Source organism: Streptacidiphilus sp. MAP12-33 (genome assembly GCF_041261265.1).
In the GTDB taxonomy this organism is placed as follows: Bacteria; Actinomycetota; Actinomycetes; order Streptomycetales; family Streptomycetaceae; genus Streptacidiphilus.
In genome coordinates, this window is record NZ_JBGCCA010000001.1 from 490,194 (window position 1) to 506,097 (window position 15,904).

General features: G+C 73.8%; 15 protein-coding genes. 7 read left to right on the forward strand and 8 right to left on the reverse strand.

The features are described 5' to 3' along the window. Positions 1 to 165 precede the first annotated feature (165 nt). On the reverse strand, positions 166 to 1,098 hold the full coding sequence (locus ABH931_RS02295) for an SDR family oxidoreductase (protein ID WP_370109292.1): 933 nt from the start codon (positions 1,096 to 1,098) through the stop codon (positions 166 to 168). Then, positions 1,095 to 1,868, reverse strand: coding sequence for an SDR family oxidoreductase (locus ABH931_RS02300; RefSeq protein WP_370109294.1), 774 nt, complete (start codon positions 1,866 to 1,868; stop codon positions 1,095 to 1,097). Before ABH931_RS02300 ends, ABH931_RS02295 begins: the two co-directional genes overlap by 4 nt. A 103-nt stretch (positions 1,869 to 1,971) precedes the next feature. On the opposite strand from ABH931_RS02300, the gene ABH931_RS02305 reads away from it, so the two are divergent. From ABH931_RS02305 to ABH931_RS02320, 4 genes are read left to right on the forward strand one after another with little or no spacing between them, the layout of a single operon-like run. Further along, positions 1,972 to 2,724: an enoyl-CoA hydratase family protein gene (locus tag ABH931_RS02305; protein ID WP_370109296.1), complete on the forward strand. Its 753-nt coding sequence runs from the start codon at positions 1,972 to 1,974 to the stop codon at positions 2,722 to 2,724. A gap of 1 nt (position 2,725) precedes the next feature. After that, positions 2,726 to 3,574 carry a CoA transferase subunit A gene (locus tag ABH931_RS02310; RefSeq protein WP_370109298.1) on the forward strand — a complete coding sequence of 283 codons (849 nt, stop codon included), beginning with the start codon at positions 2,726 to 2,728 and terminating at the stop codon, positions 3,572 to 3,574. After that, positions 3,571 to 4,323 carry a CoA-transferase subunit beta gene (locus ABH931_RS02315; RefSeq protein WP_370109299.1) on the forward strand — a complete coding sequence of 251 codons (753 nt, stop codon included), beginning with the start codon at positions 3,571 to 3,573 and terminating at the stop codon, positions 4,321 to 4,323. The genes ABH931_RS02310 and ABH931_RS02315 overlap by 4 nt, the downstream gene beginning before the upstream one ends. Continuing rightward, entirely contained in the window at positions 4,320 to 5,399 is a 1,080-nt protein-coding gene (locus ABH931_RS02320; RefSeq protein WP_370109301.1) for an NAD(P)H-dependent flavin oxidoreductase, read from the forward strand. The genes ABH931_RS02315 and ABH931_RS02320 overlap by 4 nt, the downstream gene beginning before the upstream one ends. Here the strand turns inward: ABH931_RS02320 and ABH931_RS02325 are convergent. The 4 genes from ABH931_RS02325 to ABH931_RS02340 all read right to left on the reverse strand — a co-directional run bounded on the left by ABH931_RS02325 (position 5,396) and on the right by ABH931_RS02340 (position 8,566). After that, positions 5,396 to 5,752, reverse strand: a complete 357-nt coding sequence (locus ABH931_RS02325) for a winged helix-turn-helix domain-containing protein (RefSeq protein WP_370109303.1) — start codon at positions 5,750 to 5,752, stop codon at positions 5,396 to 5,398. The two genes, ABH931_RS02320 and ABH931_RS02325, sit on opposite strands and share 4 nt — an antisense overlap. After that, complete coding sequence (locus tag ABH931_RS02330; RefSeq protein WP_370109305.1) at positions 5,749 to 6,477, reverse strand: hypothetical protein; 729 nt, start codon at positions 6,475 to 6,477, stop codon at positions 5,749 to 5,751. Before ABH931_RS02330 ends, ABH931_RS02325 begins: the two co-directional genes overlap by 4 nt. Before the next feature lie 95 nt (positions 6,478 to 6,572). Further along, the gene (locus ABH931_RS02335; RefSeq protein WP_370109307.1) at positions 6,573 to 7,730 is read right to left on the reverse strand and encodes an acetyl-CoA C-acetyltransferase; all 1,158 of its coding nucleotides are present in this window, start codon (positions 7,728 to 7,730) and stop codon (positions 6,573 to 6,575) included. 32 nt (positions 7,731 to 7,762) lie between these two features. Beyond that, entirely contained in the window at positions 7,763 to 8,566 is an 804-nt protein-coding gene (locus tag ABH931_RS02340; protein WP_370109309.1) for an SDR family oxidoreductase, read from the reverse strand. 47 nt (positions 8,567 to 8,613) lie between these two features. Between ABH931_RS02340 and ABH931_RS02345 the strand changes: the two genes are divergently transcribed. The 3 genes from ABH931_RS02345 to ABH931_RS02355 are packed head-to-tail and all read left to right on the forward strand — an operon-like array spanning position 8,614 to position 11,600. Continuing rightward, positions 8,614 to 9,480 (forward strand): enoyl-CoA hydratase, encoded by an 867-nt coding sequence (locus ABH931_RS02345; RefSeq protein ID WP_370109311.1) that lies wholly within the window; start codon positions 8,614 to 8,616, stop codon positions 9,478 to 9,480. 3 nt (positions 9,481 to 9,483) lie between these two features. After that, positions 9,484 to 10,626 (forward strand): acyl-CoA dehydrogenase family protein, encoded by a 1,143-nt coding sequence (locus ABH931_RS02350; protein WP_370109313.1) that lies wholly within the window; start codon positions 9,484 to 9,486, stop codon positions 10,624 to 10,626. Between the two features lie 2 nt (positions 10,627 to 10,628). Continuing rightward, positions 10,629 to 11,600, forward strand: coding sequence for an acyl-CoA dehydrogenase family protein (locus ABH931_RS02355; RefSeq protein ID WP_370109315.1), 972 nt, complete (start codon positions 10,629 to 10,631; stop codon positions 11,598 to 11,600). Between the two features lie 4 nt (positions 11,601 to 11,604). On the opposite strand, the gene ABH931_RS02360 is transcribed toward ABH931_RS02355, so the two are convergent. Both ABH931_RS02360 and ABH931_RS02365 read right to left on the reverse strand, forming a co-directional pair. After that, positions 11,605 to 12,039 carry a hypothetical protein gene (locus tag ABH931_RS02360; protein WP_370109316.1) on the reverse strand — a complete coding sequence of 145 codons (435 nt, stop codon included), beginning with the start codon at positions 12,037 to 12,039 and terminating at the stop codon, positions 11,605 to 11,607. Positions 12,040 to 12,190: 151 nt separating this feature from the next. Next, positions 12,191 to 15,706 carry an FG-GAP-like repeat-containing protein gene (locus tag ABH931_RS02365; RefSeq protein ID WP_370109317.1) on the reverse strand — a complete coding sequence of 1,172 codons (3,516 nt, stop codon included), beginning with the start codon at positions 15,704 to 15,706 and terminating at the stop codon, positions 12,191 to 12,193. Positions 15,707 to 15,904 lie beyond the last annotated feature (198 nt).

Genomic DNA, 15,904 nt, shown 5'->3' on the forward strand with positions numbered 1-15,904 from the left:
GAGGTGCCCCTGCGTGGGCGCGAGCAACCACCCTGTGCGGATGGCCCTGCGCATCGAGGACCATCCTCCCGGCGGTGGCTTGTCGTGCCCACGCAGGGGGCACCCCCCGGCCGAAGGCTGGGGGAGGAGCCGCACATCCATCAGCAGAGCCTCGCGCCCCCGGGGCTACCGCCCCCCGTAGACCGGGAGGGGTGGCTCGGCGACGGCCAGGAGCTTGCGGGTGGCCTCTCCCGCCGCCGTGGGAGTCCACCTGGCCGACAGATCGGCCGTGGGGCCCGGCCGCCAGCCGTCCATGACGGTGATCCGGCCGCCCTCCGCCTCGAAGACCCGGCCGGTGACCCCCGCGGACGCGGCACTGCCGAGCCAGACCACCAGCGGGGAGACGTTCTCGGGGGCCATCGCGTCGAACGCGTCCCGCGTGTCCGGCGCGGCCATCGTCGTGGCGAAGGTCTGCTCCGTCATGCGGGTGCGGGCCGCCGGGGCGATCGCGTTGACCTGGACGCCGTAGGCGGCCAGCTCCGACGCCGCGACCAGGGTGAGGCCCAGGACGCCGGCCTTCGCCGCGCTGTAGTTGCCCTGGCCGACGCTGCCGAGCAGGCCCGCGCCGGAGCTGGTGTTGACGATGCGGGCGTCGGGCCTGCGGCCCGCCTTCGCCTCCGCGCGCCAGTGCGCCGCCGCGTGACGCAAAGGCAGGAAGTGGCCCTTGAGGTGGACGCGCATGACCGCGTCCCACTCCTCCTCGTCGAGGTTGACCAGCATCCGGTCGCGCAGGAAGCCGGCGTTGTTGACCAGGGTGTCCAGGCGGCCGAAGGCGTCCAGGGCCGTCCCGACGAGGGAGGCCGCACCGTCCGTGGTGGCGATGTCGCCGCCGTGGGCCACGGCCTCGCCGCCGAGCGCGCGGATCTCGGTGACGACCTCCTCCGCCGGACCGGACGACGCGCCCGCGCCGTCGAGGGAGACGCCGAGGTCGTTGACGACGACCCGCGCGCCCTCGGCGGCGAAGGCCAGGGCGTGGGCGCGGCCGAGACCGCGAGCGCCGCCGGTGACGGCGACGACCCGTCCGGCGCAGAGGGTGCCACGGGCGGACGGAGTGGTCATGGCTGCTGCTCCTCGGTCTGGTTGGCGTTCGCGGCGGCGAGGAACGCGGGGCGCTCGCCGCCGCCGTGGACGGTCAGTGCGGCGCCGGTGATGTACCCGGCGCGGGGGGAGGCGAGGAAGACGCAGGCCTCGCCGATCTCCTCCGGCTCGGCGAGCCGGCCGAGCGGGACGGTCGCGCCGACGGCCGCGATCCCGGCCTCGTCGCCGTAGTGCAGGTGGGAGAGCTCGGTGCGGACCATCCCCGGTACGACGGTGTTGACCCGCACCGACGGCGCCCACTCGACGGCCATCGACGCGGCGAGGTTGGCCAGACCGGCCTTGGCCGCGCCGTAGGCGGCGGTGCCGGGGGAGGGGCGGGTGCCACTGACGCTGCCGACCATCACCACCGAGCCGTGGCTGCGCCGCAGGTGCGGCAGCGCCGCGAGGGAGGCGGTCAGGGGGGCCAGCAGGTTGAGTTCGAGGACACGCAGGTGGCGGGCGGTGTCCGCCGCGTCGTCGAGCAGGCGGAAGGGGGTCCCGCCGGCGTTGTTGACCAGCACGTCCAGCCGCCCGTGCCGGGCGGCGACGGCGTCGAAGAGGTCCGCGACGGCGACCGCGTCCCGCAGGTCGACCGGGGCGAACCCGGCCTTGCGGCCCGCCGCCTGGACCGGTTCTGCCGGTGGTCTGCGGGCGCAGACCAGCACCTCCGCGCCCACCCGCAGGAACGCCCGCGCGATCCCCGCGCCGACCCCGCGCGTCCCGCCGGTCACCACGACGACCTGTCCGGTCACGGCGTCACATCCCCTCGCCTCTCCCGCAGCGCGGCTCCCGCTGCTACCGTCAACTCGAGAATGAACCTAACAAACGTTTGGTGGAAAGGTAGCTGATTCGCCGATGGGTGTCTCCACCTCACGTCCACAGCCCTCGATCGCCATCGTGACGGCGGCCTATCCACCCGTGAACGCCCTTCCGGTGCAAGGCTGGAGGGATCTCGCCGAGGCGGTGCGCACGGCCGGCCGGGACCCGGAGGTGCGCTGTGTCGTGCTCGCCGCCGAGGGGCGGGGCTTCAATGCGGGGGTGGACATCAAGGAGGTCCAGCGCGACCCGGGCCGGACGGCCATCATCGGCGCCAACCGCGGCTGTTACGAGGCCTTCGCCGCCGTCTACGAGTGCGAGGTGCCGGTCGTCGCGGCGGTCCAGGGGCACTGCCTGGGCGGCGGCATCGGCCTGGTGGGCAACGCCGACGCGATCGTCGCCGCCGACGACGCCTACTTCGGGCTGCCGGAGCTGGACCGCGGCGCGCTCGGCGCCGCCACCCACCTCGCCCGGCTCGTACCGCAGCACCTGATGCGCACCCTCTACTACACCTCCCGCACGGTCACCGCCGAGGAGCTGCACCGGCACGGCTCGGTCTGGGAGGTCGTCCCGCGTGACCAACTCCTGGATGCCGCTTTGCGGTTGGCGGGCGAGATGGCCACCAAGGACGGCGCGCTGATCCGGATGGCCAAGGCCGCGATCAACGGCATCGACCCGGTGGACGTGCGGCGCAGCTACCGCTTCGAGCAGGGCTTCACCTTCGAGGCCAACCTGAGCGGCCTCGCCGACAGGGTCCGTGACGGATTCGGCAGCAGGAACGGGGACAACTGACGTGGCGGACAAGGTGATGAGCGCCGAGGAGGTCGTCGGCCGGCTGCGCAGCGGCATGACGATCGGCATCGGCGGCTGGGGCTCGCGGCGCAAGCCGATGGCGCTGGTCAGGGCGCTGTTGCGGTCCGAGGTGACGGACCTGACGGTGGTCTCCTACGGCGGCCCCGACGTCGGCATGCTCGCGGCCGCGGGGCGCATCCGGAAGCTGGTCACGGCCTTCTGCACGCTGGACTCGATCCCGCTGGAGCCGCACTACCGCGCGGCGCGCGAACGCGGTGCGTTCGAGCTGGTCGAGCTGGACGAGGCGATGCTGATGTGGGGCCTGACGGCGGCCGTCCACCGGCTGCCCTTCCTGCCGATCCGGGCCGGTCTCGGCTCTGACGTGATGCGGGTCAACCCGAGTCTGCGGACCGTGCGTTCACCCTACGAGGACGGCGAGGAGCTGGTCGCGGTGCCCGCGCTCGGGCTCGACGCGGCGCTGGTCCACCTCAACCGCGCCGACCGGCACGGCAACGCCCAGTACCTGGGCCCGGACCCGTTCTTCGACGACCTGTACTGCGAGGCCGCCGAACACGCCTACGTCTCCTGCGAACGCCTGGTGGACACCGACGAGTTGGCCAAGGCGGGCGGCCCGCAGTCGCTGCTGGTCAAGCGGTTGTCCGTGACGGGTGTGGTGGAGGCACCGAACGGCGCCCACTTCACCTCCTGCGCGCCCGACTACGAGCGCGACGAGGCGTTCCAGCGCCACTACGCCGGCACGGAGTGGGCCGCCTTCGCCCAGCGGTTCCTCGGCGGCAGTGAGCTCGACTACCGGTCCGCCGTGGCCGCCTGGCAGGAGGAGCAGCAGTGAGCGAGGCCCTGACCGCCGCGACGACCCGCGCGGAGTACTGCGTCATCGCCTGCGCCGAGGCCTGGCGCGGCGACGGCGAGATCCTGGCCAGCCCGATGGGCACCGTCCCGTCCGTCGGCGCCCGCCTGGCCAGGCTGACCTTCGCCCCCGACCTGCTGCTCACCGACGGCGAGGCGCTGCTCGTCGCCGATGTCGCGGCGCTGGGCGAGCGCCCGCAGACGGTGGAGGGCTGGCTGCCGTACCGGCAGCACCTGAGCCTGGCCATGGGCGGGCGCCGCCACGTGATGATGGGTGCCAGCCAGATCGACCGCTACGGCAACCAGAACATCTCCTGCGTCGGCGACTGGGCCCGGCCCACCCGCCAGCTGCTGGGTTTCCGCGGTGCGCCGATGAACACCCTGAACAACTCCACGAGTTACTGGGTCCCCCGGCACAGCGCCCGGGTCTTCGTCGAGCGCGTGGACGTGGTCTGCGGGGTCGGCAACGACCGGGCGGTGGGGCCGTACCACGGGCTGCGGCGGGTGGTCAGCGATCTGGGTGTCTTCGACTTCGCGACCGCCGACGGGTCGATGCGGCTCGCCGCGGTGCACCCTGGCGTCACGGTCGAGCAGGTCGTCGCGGCCACCGGATTCCCGCTCGCGATCGGCGAGACGGTGGACTCCACCCGCGAACCCACCGACGAGGAGCTCCGGTTGATCCGCGAGGTGATCGACCCGCGCGGCCTGCGGGAGCGGGAGGTCCGGTCGTGACGCCGCCCCCCTCGGCGCCCGCGCCGTACTCGTTCGAGACCCCGCTGACCAAGCTCGTCGGCGTGCGGTACCCGATCGTCCAGACCGGCATGGGCTGGGTGGCCGGCCCGCGCCTGGTCTCCGCGACGGCGAACGCGGGCGCGCTCGGCATCCTCGCCTCGGCGACCATGTCGCCCGAGCAACTGCGGTCGGCCGTGCGGGAGGTGAAGTCCCGCACGGAGGCGCCGTTCGGGGTCAACCTGCGCGCCGACGCCGGGGACGCGGGGGAGCGCGTGCGGATCGTCGTCGAGGAGGGCGTCCGGGTCGCCTCCTTCGCGCTGGCCCCGTCCAAGGAGCTGATCACCCGCCTGAAGGACGCGGGCGTCGTCGTCATCCCCTCGATCGGCGCCCGCCGCCATGCGGAGAAGGTCGCCGCGTGGGGCGCGGACGCGGTCGTCGTCCAGGGCGGCGAGGGTGGCGGCCACACGGGTGACGTGGCGACGACGGTCCTGCTGCCACAGGTTGTGGACGCCGTCGACATCCCGGTGGTGGCGGCGGGCGGCTTCTTCGACGGACGCGGGCTCGTCGCCGCGCTCGCGTACGGCGCGGCGGGGGTCGCCATGGGGACGCGGTTCCTGCTCACCTCCGACTCCACCGTCCCGGACGCGGTCAAGGCCCGCTACCTGGCGGCGCAGGTCAAGGACGTCACCCTGACCCGCGCCGTGGACGGCCTGCCGCACCGCATGCTCCGCACGGAGTTCGTCACCTCCCTGGAGAACACCGGCCGCGCCCGCGTCCTGGCCCGCGCGATCCGGCACGCCGCCGGGTTCCGCAGGCTCTCCGGCATGAGCTGGCGGGCGATGGTCCGCGACGGCCTGGCCATGAAGCACGGCAAGGACCTCTCCTGGAGCCAGGTCCTCCTGGCGGCCAACACCCCGATGCTGCTCAAGGCCTCGATGGTGGACGGCCGCACGGACCTCGGCGTGATGGCCTCCGGCCAGGTCGCGGGCGTCATCGAGGACCTGCCGAGCTGCGCGGAGCTGGTGGAGCGGGTGATGACGCAGGCCCTCGACGTGATGGGCCGGTTGCGGCCCTAGCCTCGGTCAGGACCCTCCGCCGCGTCGTCGACGCGGCGGATCAGCTCCTTCAGTTGCGCGATCTCGTCGAGGAAGGCCCTGCGGCCCGCCTTGGTGATCCGCACCCAGGTGCGGGGGCGGCGGCCCTCGTAGCCCTTGTCGACCTCCACCAGCCCCGCCTCCTCCAGTACCTGGAGGTGGCGGGAGAGGTTGCCTGCGGTCAGGTCGAGCGCCTCGCGCAGGAAGGTGAACTCCGCCTGCGCCGACTCGTGCAGCACGGCGAGAGCACCGAGACGCGTGCGCTGGTGGACGGTGTCGTCCAGGCTCTGGGTCGGATGGGCCTGGCCCGCGGGACGTTCGTCGATAGGGCTCATGCGGTGCGGGCCTGCGGCAGAACGGACCGGTCGCGCAGCTGCCGGGCGAGGCCGAAGCCCAGTCCGCCGAGCAGCAGGGTGAACCCGGAGAGCCAGAGGTTGGGCAGCAGGTGCCACTGGGCCGACGGTGTCCAGCCGAGCAGCGGGGACTGGTTCTCCAGGTCGTAGAGGTTGGAGAGCAGGGCGACGACGAGGAAGAGCGCGGCGAACCCGGCCAGCGGGAGGCTCCGTTCGAGACGGGCCAGCACGAAGAGTCCGAGCGCGAGCGGGAGCAGCGGGGTCAGGCCGCGGATGGCCAGGTCCCCCGGGAGCGTCCACCCGCGTCCGAGGAGCAGGTGGCTCACCTCCGGTGTGGCGAGCAGCGTCAGCGCGAAGAGCGCGAACCCGGCGGTCACATAGGGCCAGATCCGGCCAGCCACGCCCACCCGCACGAAGTGGAGCCGGTAGTAGCCGAGCGTGGTGGCGTAGCCGATGGCCCCGGCGACCAGCCAGTAGAGCGACACGCTGAGGGAGCTCGGCGTCGGACTGCCCGCCAGCACGCAGATCCCGGCGCCGTGGGGGTCGCAGGTGGCGACCGGATACCAGGGCGCCGCACCGATCACGAGCAGACCGAACAGGACCAGCGGGAACCAGAACCCGCGCCGGGCCGCCAGGGCCAGCCGGCCGACCGCCCGCGTGGCAGCCAGGAGTTCGGCGGGTGACTGGACAGGTGGTTCGTTCTCCATCGTGCTTTCCCCTCCCGTGGTTTGCAGTGTCATCAGGTTTGCACTGCAAACCACTTCGCGCAAGACCAGGGAGGAAAAGGAAGGGAAGGCGCCGCCTACAGCCGCTCGACGATCGTCACGTTGGCCTGGCCACCGCCCTCGCACATGGTCTGGAGGCCGTAGCGGCCGCCGGTGCGCTCCAGTTCGTGCAGCAGGGTGGTCATCAGCTTCACGCCCGTCGCGCCCAGCGGATGCCCGAGGGCGATGGCACCGCCGTTGACGTTGACCCGCCCCGGGTCCGCGCCGGTCTCCTTCAGCCAGGCCAGGACCACCGGCGCGAACGCCTCGTTGATCTCGACCAGGTCGATCTCGCCGATCGGCATCCCGGCCTTCTTCAGCGCGTACGCCGTCGCGGGGATGGGCGCGGAGAGCATCCGGATCGGGTCCTCGCCGCGCACCGAGAGGTGGTGGACGCGGGCGCGCGGCGTCAGCCCGTGCTCGCGGACGGCCCGCTCGGAGGCGATCAGCATCGCCGCCGCGCCGTCGGAGACCTGGGAGGAGCAGGCCGCCGTGATGGTGCCGCCTTCCATGACGGGCTTCAGGCCGGCCATCTTCTCCAGCGAGGTGTCGCGGCGCGGCCCCTCGTCGGTCGTCACGTCCCCGTAGGCGACGACCTCCCGGTCGAAGCGGCCCTCGTCGATCGCGCGCAGCGCACGCCGGTGGGAGCGGAGCGCGAACTCCTCCATGTCGCGGCGCGAGACGCCCCACTTGGCGGCGATCAGCTCCGCGCCGTGGAACTGGTTGACCGGCGCGTCCCCGTAGCGGGCGCGCCAGCCGGCGCTGCCGAGGAACGGGCCCTCGGTCAGGCCCAGCGGCTCGCCCGCCTGACGGCTGGCGAAGGCGATCGGCACCATGCTCATGTTCTGCACCCCGCCGGCCACGACGAGGTCCTGCGTGCCGGACAGCACGCCCTGCGCGGCGAAGTGCAGCGCCTGCTGGGACGAGCCGCACTGCCGGTCGACGGTGACGCCCGGCACCTCCTCGGGCAGGCCCGCCGCGAGCCAGCAGGTGCGGGCGATGTCGCCCGCCTGCGGGCCGACCGCGTCCAGGCAGCCGAAGACGACGTCCTCGACGGCCGCCGGGTCGACGCCGGTGCGGGCGACGAGCGCGGTCAGCACATGGGCGCCGAGGTCCGCCGGGTGGACGGCGGACAGGCCTCCGCCCCTGCGGCCCACGGGGGTGCGGACGGCGTCGATGATGTAGGCCTCGGCCATGGCGGGCTCCAGTTCCCTTCAGCAGTGGCTCACTAGGCGTGCTGGCTGCTCACGGAGACCGTCTCGCCGGTCATGTAGGAGGAGTAGCCGCTGGCCAGGAAGACGATGACGTTGGCCACCTCCCACGGCTCGGCGTAACGGCCGAACGCCTCGCGTTCGGTCAGCTCGGCGAGCAGCTCCGGGGTGGTGACCTTGACCAGGTGCGGGTGCATGGCGAGGCTCGGCGCGACCGCGTTGACGCGGACGCCGAAGGCGGCGGCCTCCAGGGCCGCGCAGCGGGTCAGCGCCATCACGCCCGCCTTGGCGGCCGCGTAGTGGGACTGCCCGGCCTGGGCGCGCCAGCCGATGACGGAGGCGTTGTTGACGACGACCCCGCCCGCCCCCGCCGCCTTCATCGCGCGCAGGGCCGCACGGGTGCAGCGGAAGGTGCCGCCGAGGGTGACGTCGATGACGCGGTCCCACTGCTCGTCGGTCATCTCGACCAGCTCCGCGGTGCCGCCCAGGCCGGCGTTGTTGACCACGATGTCGAGGCGCCCGTGGGTCCGCCCCGCGCACGCGAACAGCTCCTGGACCTGGGCCTCGTCGGTGACGTCACAAGGGAGCGCGGCGACGCGGTCCGCGCCGAACTCGGCGGCCAGCGCGTCCGCGGACTCCTTCAGGCGCCGCGCGTGCGCGTCGCTGACCAGGACGCGGGCGCCCTCCTCCAGGAACCTGCGGGCGGTCGCGCCGCCGATCCCGGCGCCCGCGGCGGCGGTGATCACCGCGCTGCGCCCGGCCAGCAGACCGTGTGCGGCGGGGTAGGCAGGAGGTGTGCGGAGACCGTCGACGTCACCCATGTGGGTACGTTAACCTACCAAACACTTGTTAGGGAAGGAGTCCCGAGATGAGTGCGGCCCCCGACGGTTCGTCCGGCGAACCCCCGGTGCTCTACGAGCGAGTCGGCCCAGTGGCGTTGGTGACGATGAACCGTCCGCGCTACCGCAACGCCCAGAACTCGGCGATGACGTACGCCCTCGACGAGGCCTTCTACCGGGCCGCGGGGGACGGCGAGGTGAAGGTCGTCGTCCTCGCCGGAGCGGGCGAGCACTTCTCCGCCGGGCACGACATAGGCACCCCGGAACGCGACGCCCACCTGCCCTTCGAGCGCCGTGCCGGCCTGTGGTGGGACCACAGTGACAAGCAGGGCGCGGAGAGCCGCTACGCCCGTGAGTCCGAGGTCTACCTGGGCATGTGCCGACGCTGGCGCGAGCTGCCCAAGCCGGTCGTGGCGTCCGTCCAAGGCGCCTGCGTGGCAGGCGGGTTGATGCTGGCCTGGGTCTGCGACCTGATCGTGGCCGCGGACGACGCGTTCTTCGCCGACCCGGTGGTGCGGATGGGCATCCCCGGCGTCGAGTACTTCGCCCACCCGTGGGTGATGCCACCCAGGATCGCCAAGGAGTTCCTCTTCACCGGCGACCGGATCGACGCGCGCCGCGCCTACGAGGTCGGCATGGTCAACCGGGTGGTCCCGCGTTCCGAGTTGGCGGAGCGGACGCTCGAACTCGCGGAGCGCATCGCACAGATGCCGCGCCTCGGCCTCGCGCTCACCAAGCGCGCCGTCAACCAGGCCGAGGACCTCCAGGGCCTGCACGCCGGGATGGACTCCGTGTTCGGCCTGCACCACCTCGCGCACGCCCACAACGCGGAGGTCGCCGCGGACTCCCTCGGCGGCATGGACGTCGCCGCCATGAAGAAGCAGGCGGGGGCCTAGAGCGTGGACCTCACCCACGATCCCGAGGTCGAGTCCTTCCGCGCCGAGGCCCGCGCCTGGCTCGACGCGCACGTCCCCGCCGAGCCGCTGCCCTCACTGGAGACGCGGGACGGCTTCGCCGCGCACCGCGCCTGGGAGGCCGAACTCGCAGCTGGCCGCTGGGCGGTGGTCTCCTGGCCGGAGCCCTACGGCGGCCGCGGCGCGGACATCGTGCGCTGGCTCGTCTTCGAGGAGGAGTACTACGCCGCCGGCGCGCCCGGACGCGTCTCCCAGAACGGGATCAACCTGCTCGCCCCCACCCTCTTCGATCACGGCACCGAGGAGCAGCGGGCCCGCGTGCTGCCGCCCATGGCGCGCGGCGAGGTCGTCTGGGCGCAGGCCTGGTCCGAGCCCGAGTCCGGCTCCGACCTCGCCTCGCTGCGCTCGCGCGCGGTCCGCACGGACGGGGGCTGGCTGCTCAGCGGCCAGAAGACCTGGTCTTCGCGGGCGGCCTTCGCCGACCGGGCGTTCGGGCTCTTCCGCAGCGAACCGGGCCTGCCCAGACCGCATGCGGGCCTCACCTACCTGATGTTCGACCTGCGGGCACCGGGGGTGACGGTGCGTCCGATCGGGCGGCTCGACGGCAAGCCCGCCTTCGCGGAGCTCTTCCTCGACGAGGTCTTCGTACCCGACGAGGATGTCATCGGCGCGCCCGGCGAGGGGTGGCGCGTCGCGATGAGCACGGCGGGCAACGAGCGTGGCCTGACACTGCGCTCGCCCGGCCGCTTCCTCGCCTCCGCGCGGCGGCTGGCCGCCCTGTGGGAGTCCGGCGGCCGTGACCCCGGCGTCGCGGACCGCGTCGCGGACGCGCTGACCGGCGCCCGCGCCTACCAGCTGTTCACCTACGCCAACGCGTCCCGTTTCGCGGCGGGGGAGAGCATCGGCGCGGAGTCGAGCCTGAACAAGGTCTTCTGGTCCGAGTACGACATCGCCCTGCACGAGACCGCGCTCGACCTGCTCGGCGGTCGGGAGGCCGAACGTGCCGACGGCCCCTGGGCGGAGGGCTGGGTCTTCGCCCTGGCCGGACCGATCTACGCGGGCACCAACGAGATCCAGCGCGACATCATCGCCGAGCGGCTGCTCGGCCTGCCCAAGGGACGGCGGTAAGCGTGCGCTTCCTCCTCGACGCCGAGCAGCGGGACTTCGCCCGCACCCTGGACGCGCTCCTGACCGCCGCCGACACCCCGGCCGCCGCCCGCGCCTGGTCGCGCGGCGACCACGCCCCGGGGCGCGCCCTGTGGACCCGTCTCGCGGACGCGGGCGTCTTCGCCCTGGCCGTCCCCGGGTCCTTCGACGGCGCCGGTGCGCTGCCCCTGGAACTGACGCTCGCCTTCGAGGCGCTGGGCCGTCACGCGGTCCCGGGCCCGGTGGTCGAGACGGCCGCGACGGCGGTGCTGCTGGCCACCCTGGCCGAGACCGGCGACCCGACCCCGGCCAAGACCTGGCTCCCCCGCCTCGCCGCCGGCACGGCCCTCGCCACCCTCCGCGCGGAGACCTACGCGCTCGACGCCGACGTCGCCGACGTCGTGCTCGTCGTCGCCGGGGAGCAGCTGTGGCGGGCCGCCGGACCCGGCGCCGCCGTGGCGTCGCACGACCCCGTGCGGCGGCTCTTCGCGACCGCCGACGGCGGCGAACTGCTCGCCCAGGGCCCGCAGGTGGCCGTCGCGGCGGAGCGGGCGCGGGAGTGGGCGGCGCTCGCGACCGCCGCGCAGGCGCTCGGGGCTGGGCGCGCGCTGCTGGAGCGGACCGTCGCGTACGTGCGCGAGCGACGCCAGTTCGGGGTGGCCGTCGGCTCGTTCCAGGCGGTCAAGCACCGCCTCGCGGACGTGCTGATCGGGCTGGAGTTCGCTCGGCCGCTGCTGCACGCCGCCGCGCTCTCCCTCGACCCGGTGGAGCTCGCCATGGCGAAGCTCGCCTGCGGCGAGGCGGGGTACGCGGCCGCCCGGGCCGCCCTGCAACTGCACGGGGCGATCGGCTACACCGAGGAGCTGGACCTGTCCCTGTGGCTGCGCAAGGCACGCCCGCTGCGGGACGCCTGGGGAACCCCGGCCGCCTGCCGGGCCCGCGTCCTGCGGGGCTGAACCGTCAGTTCCAGGCGGAGGGGTGCCTGCGCTCGGGCATCTCCGGCTCGTACCACTCCAGCGAGGCCCGCCGGAACCGCTTCCGCGCGGTCCACAGTCCGTGCGCCCCGCGCGCGACCAGCGGCAGCAGCGCCGCCCCGAGCAGCGCGGCGAACCGCCACGCCTCGGGCCACCCGTCCCACCCGAGCGTCCCGTCCCGGTGCTCCACGAACCCGTCGAAGCAGAGCCAGAACACCGGCGTGATCACCAGGGCGGCGCGCAGGCCGCTGCCGCGCCGGGAGACGGCGGCACAGGCCGCGCCCATCAGTACCAGGCCGACCACGGCGTGCTTGGGCGTGGTGACCGCACCGGCCATGACCGATGCCGCGAGCGCGACGCCGAAGGCCACGACGAAGAGCAGGGGCGTCGGCATCGACGCGGGTGCGGAATCCTCGAACACCCCGCCATCTCACCCTCGCCGGGTGGTTGCCCCGTGCGATCTTGACGCCTTCCATACGCGGGGCGGGGACATCCATACGCCTCCCTAGCGCAGCGGAAAGCCCGAGGGGCGCGGAGATCCGCGCCCCTCGGGCTCTGTGCGACCGCCCGGCTCAGCTCAGCCGGGCGTAGCGCTCCCAGCTGTTGCCGCCGACCGCGCCGGTGAAGTGGAACCCGCCCGCGCCGGTGGCGGTGTAGAGGTAGCACTGGCCGTTCGGCAGGCGGCCGATCAGCTGCTGGTGGCCCTGCCCGTCCAGGTCGCCGCCGAGCACGATCGCGTTGTACTGGCCCCAGCCCGAACCGACGTAGACGGGGTGCGGCAGGAACCCGCCGTGACCGTTGCCGACGAAGGTCCACAGCCGGCCGCCGGAGTCGCGCGCGACCAGGTCGGCGATCCCGTCACCGGTCAGGTCGCCGTTCCCGGCGACGAGGTTGAAGGCGTTCCAGCCGCCGCCGACGCGGATCCGGCTGCCGAGGCCGCCGTTGGCGGTGCCGGGGTAGAGCCACATCACGCCGGAGCGGTCGACGGCCACGACGTCGGTGAGGCCGTCGCCGGTCAGGTCGCCGGGGGCGAGGATGCGGGTGTACTGGTTCCAGCCGTAGCCGTACAGGGACTTGTGGGTGCCGTCCAGGTTGCCGTCCCCGACGCCGAGGCCCCAGAACCGGTACAGGGCACCGGACGTGCTGCGGATCAGCAGGTCGGGGCTGCCGTCGCCGTTCAGGTCGCCGGCCGCGAGCACCAGGTTGAACTGCCGGCCGATGTCGCTGACGATGCCCACGCCCTGGTTGAGGCAGGCGTGCATGTCGCTGGAGCAGAAATCGGCCAGCTCGCCGTCCGACGTGGTCGCGGTGATGCCGCCGAAGCCCAGGCCCTCGTCCCACGCGCCCAGGTCGCGGCTCCAGCCGCGCTCCAGCGCGATCTTCGGCGCGGTCGCCGTGTAGACGCGGACCGCGGCCGAGGCGCAGGAGCCCACCGGGGTCGCCGAGGTCGCGATGACCTTGCCACCGGCGACGAGCGCACCGCCCGCGTCACCCACGCACTGGTCCTGCGGTGCCACCCAGGCCGCGCCGGGGGCCGGTGCGGTGCAGACGGAGCCGGACGGGAGTGCGTGGCCGAGCAACTGCGCGCAGGTGGCGGGGGACTGGAGCTGCACCGTCTCGGCGTGCGGGGTGCGGATACCGTCCGGCCCGTCCCAGCCCAGGTTGGACCAGGAGTAGAAGGTCGCGGTCGTGCCGGGCCGGTACAGGGCGCTGTCGGACGCGCCCGCGAGCGTGGCGACATGGCTCGACGCGGCGTCGTAGGAGCGCGTCACGCTCACGTCGTCCTGCCGGGTCGTCGCGTTGTAGCGCTGGTCGAGCAGGTACGGGGGGTTGCTGCCGCCGCCGTTGATCTCACCGGTCGACCGGTTGTAGTTCCAGCCGACGCTGCTCGCGCCGTGCCCGGTGTAGCAGTCGGCCGTGGCCAGCACGCGGGTCGGCGCCATCAGGACGCCGGTGCACTGACGGATGTCGGACGTGCCCGCGCCGTAGGTGAACGCGACCGGCGTCAGCCACGAGGGGACGGAGACGGGCGTGCTCGTCGGGGTCCAGGCCGCGGAGGCGGGGACGCCGACGACGGGGGCGACGTGGAACACGTTGTCGTCGCCGTGCCAGCCCACCTCCGGGCTGTAGCGGTCCACGGTCCAGGCCAGGTCACGGTCGGGGTAGGCGGAGCCGCCGCCGAGGGAGGCGATGGTCGTGGTCGCGGCGTCCGTGTCCGTGTGGACGTCGTCGAGGACCAACTGCCCGGCCGTCGCGTCGTGGTGGACGACGAAGCCGTCGCCGAGGAGGGCGTCGTCGTAACCGGTACCGCTTGCCGGCAGCCCGTAGCGGGCACCGTCGGCCATGTCGAGGATCCCGGCGGTGTGGGTGTCGCAGGCCCAGTAGAGCCAGCGGCCGACGACCTGCACCTCGGGACCGACGCAGGGTGCGCCGCTGTCGACGACTCCGGCGACGCGCTGGTGCGCCAGGTCCTCGATCGTCACCGCGCCCGCCCGGCCGGAGCCGGCGTACGCGAAGCCGCCCCAGACGGCGCCCGGGCGCTGCCCGGCGTTCCCGTGCGGAGCCCCGACCGGACCGAGGACGTCACCGGTCCCGAAGTCCGAGGCGGTCAGGGCGCCGCTGTTGGAGAGCACGTAGCGCCCGTCCGCGTCGACCGCCGTGCCGTTCGACGCACTGATCCAGGCGCTTGTGCCGGTGGCACCGGCCTTGGCGAGCTCGCCGTTGTCGTCGAAGGCCACGTGTCCGTCACCGGTGGCGATGACGGGCCCGGACGCGGAGCTGGTGGTCGCGATCGTCGTCGGGGCGCCGAAGGCGCCGCCGGCGAGGGTGCGGCTCCAGATCGTGTCGGTGTCGCCGCTCCACACGGTGGCCGTGCCGCGCTCCAGGGCGAAGCCCGCGACCGGGGACACCTGACGGTCCAGCGGGGCGATCTCCGCGGCTGCCGGTCCGGAGGCGCCGGGCGCGATCCGGTAGAAGCCCCAGGTGTCGCCGCCGTAGGTGTTCTGGGTGTTGCCCGCGACCAGGGCGCCGCCGTCGGGCGTCGCGAGCAGTGCGTCGTCGGTGAGCGCGAGCAGCGTGCCGCTCGCGCCGCCCGCCTCCGGGGTCGAGCTGAGGGCGCCGCCGTTCGTCGCCGCCACCTGCGGGGTCTGCACGGCCAGGACGGACCCGGCGACCTCGGCGAGGGCGGGGGCGTTCAGGTTGAGCTGCTTGGCAGGGGTCTGCACGGCGGCGGGCGCGGCCGAGGGGTTCGCCCGGGAGAAGAGCTGGACGGGGTTGGTGCCACCGGCCCAGAAGAGGATCGAGGTGGGGGACAGAGCCACCTGGGCGGGCGTGACGGCCGCGCCGGAGGCGTTGAGCTGGAGCGCGACGGCCGTACCCGAGGCGAGATCGACCAGCGCCTGGTGGGCGCCGGACGCGTCCGTGTACTGCAGCACGACCGCCGTGGCGTCGCCGGCCAGCACGTGGGTCGTCCGCCCGACCAGCGCCGTCGGCATGCCGGTGACCAGGACGTCCTTCGTTCCGCCGGAGCCGTCCGGCGTGAGCAGGTGCACGCCCGTGCCGGCGCCGCTGGTGCCTGTCGCGACCACGGTGCGGCCGTAGGTGCCGTCGTAGGCCAGGGTGCCGAGCGCCACGACGCTCTGTGCCCCGCCCGCGCCCATGTCGTACAGGGTCACGGAGGTCGGGGCGCTCCCGTCGAAGCGGGCGACGACGTCGGAGCCGGCCCCGTACTCGCCCGGGATCGTCAGCCGGAGGTTCGCCGGGACGACGCGGATGGGCAGCGTGAACGCCGTGACCGTGGCGCCGGTGTCGTACCGCGTCCACAGCAGGTCGCTGCTGCCGTAGCGCTGGTGCAGGAACCCGGTGGTCCCGGCGCTGATCAGGGTCTCCGCGGTCGGACGGGCCGCCACGGTACCGGGGAAGTCGACCGGTGTGCCGATGCCCGCGGCGCCGCTGCTCGCCGGGGTGGCCCCGGTGGCGGTGGCGGCCGTGGCGACGGCACTGCCGGTCACGGTCAGGGCGACGGCGACGGCTGCTGCGGTGAAGGCCGCGGCGGCCGTGCTCAGTACCCGGGAACGGTCGGACAGCACAGGCTCTCCCTCGGGAGGAACGTCGAAAGGCGCGTACCGGACGGTCCTGACCGATGCCGCCGCGCGGTGCGTACCGGGCTCGAGCCCTGGCGGGCGAGCCTGCGGCGGCCTCGGGCTCCCCCCTGGCGCAGGCGGAGCCTAACAGCCGCCGCTGACGTGGGGCGACGCACTTCTCCGTTCGGCCACCTCTTGGGCGGA

Excerpts from the sequence above, each read along its gene's own strand:
- ABH931_RS02295 (WP_370109292.1), bottom strand. The coding sequence starts at position 1,098 with ATGACCACTCCGTCCGCCCGTGGCACCCTCTGCGCCGGACGGGTCGTC.
- ABH931_RS02305 (WP_370109296.1), top strand. The coding sequence starts at position 1,972 with ATGGGTGTCTCCACCTCACGTCCACAGCCCTCGATCGCCATCGTGACG.
- ABH931_RS02325 (WP_370109303.1), bottom strand. The coding sequence starts at position 5,752 with ATGAGCCCTATCGACGAACGTCCCGCGGGCCAGGCCCATCCGACCCAG.
- ABH931_RS02330 (WP_370109305.1), bottom strand. The coding sequence starts at position 6,477 with ATGGAGAACGAACCACCTGTCCAGTCACCCGCCGAACTCCTGGCTGCC.
- ABH931_RS02335 (WP_370109307.1), bottom strand. The coding sequence starts at position 7,730 with ATGGCCGAGGCCTACATCATCGACGCCGTCCGCACCCCCGTGGGCCGC.
- ABH931_RS02340 (WP_370109309.1), bottom strand. The coding sequence starts at position 8,566 with ATGGGTGACGTCGACGGTCTCCGCACACCTCCTGCCTACCCCGCCGCA.
- ABH931_RS02345 (WP_370109311.1), top strand. The coding sequence starts at position 8,614 with ATGAGTGCGGCCCCCGACGGTTCGTCCGGCGAACCCCCGGTGCTCTAC.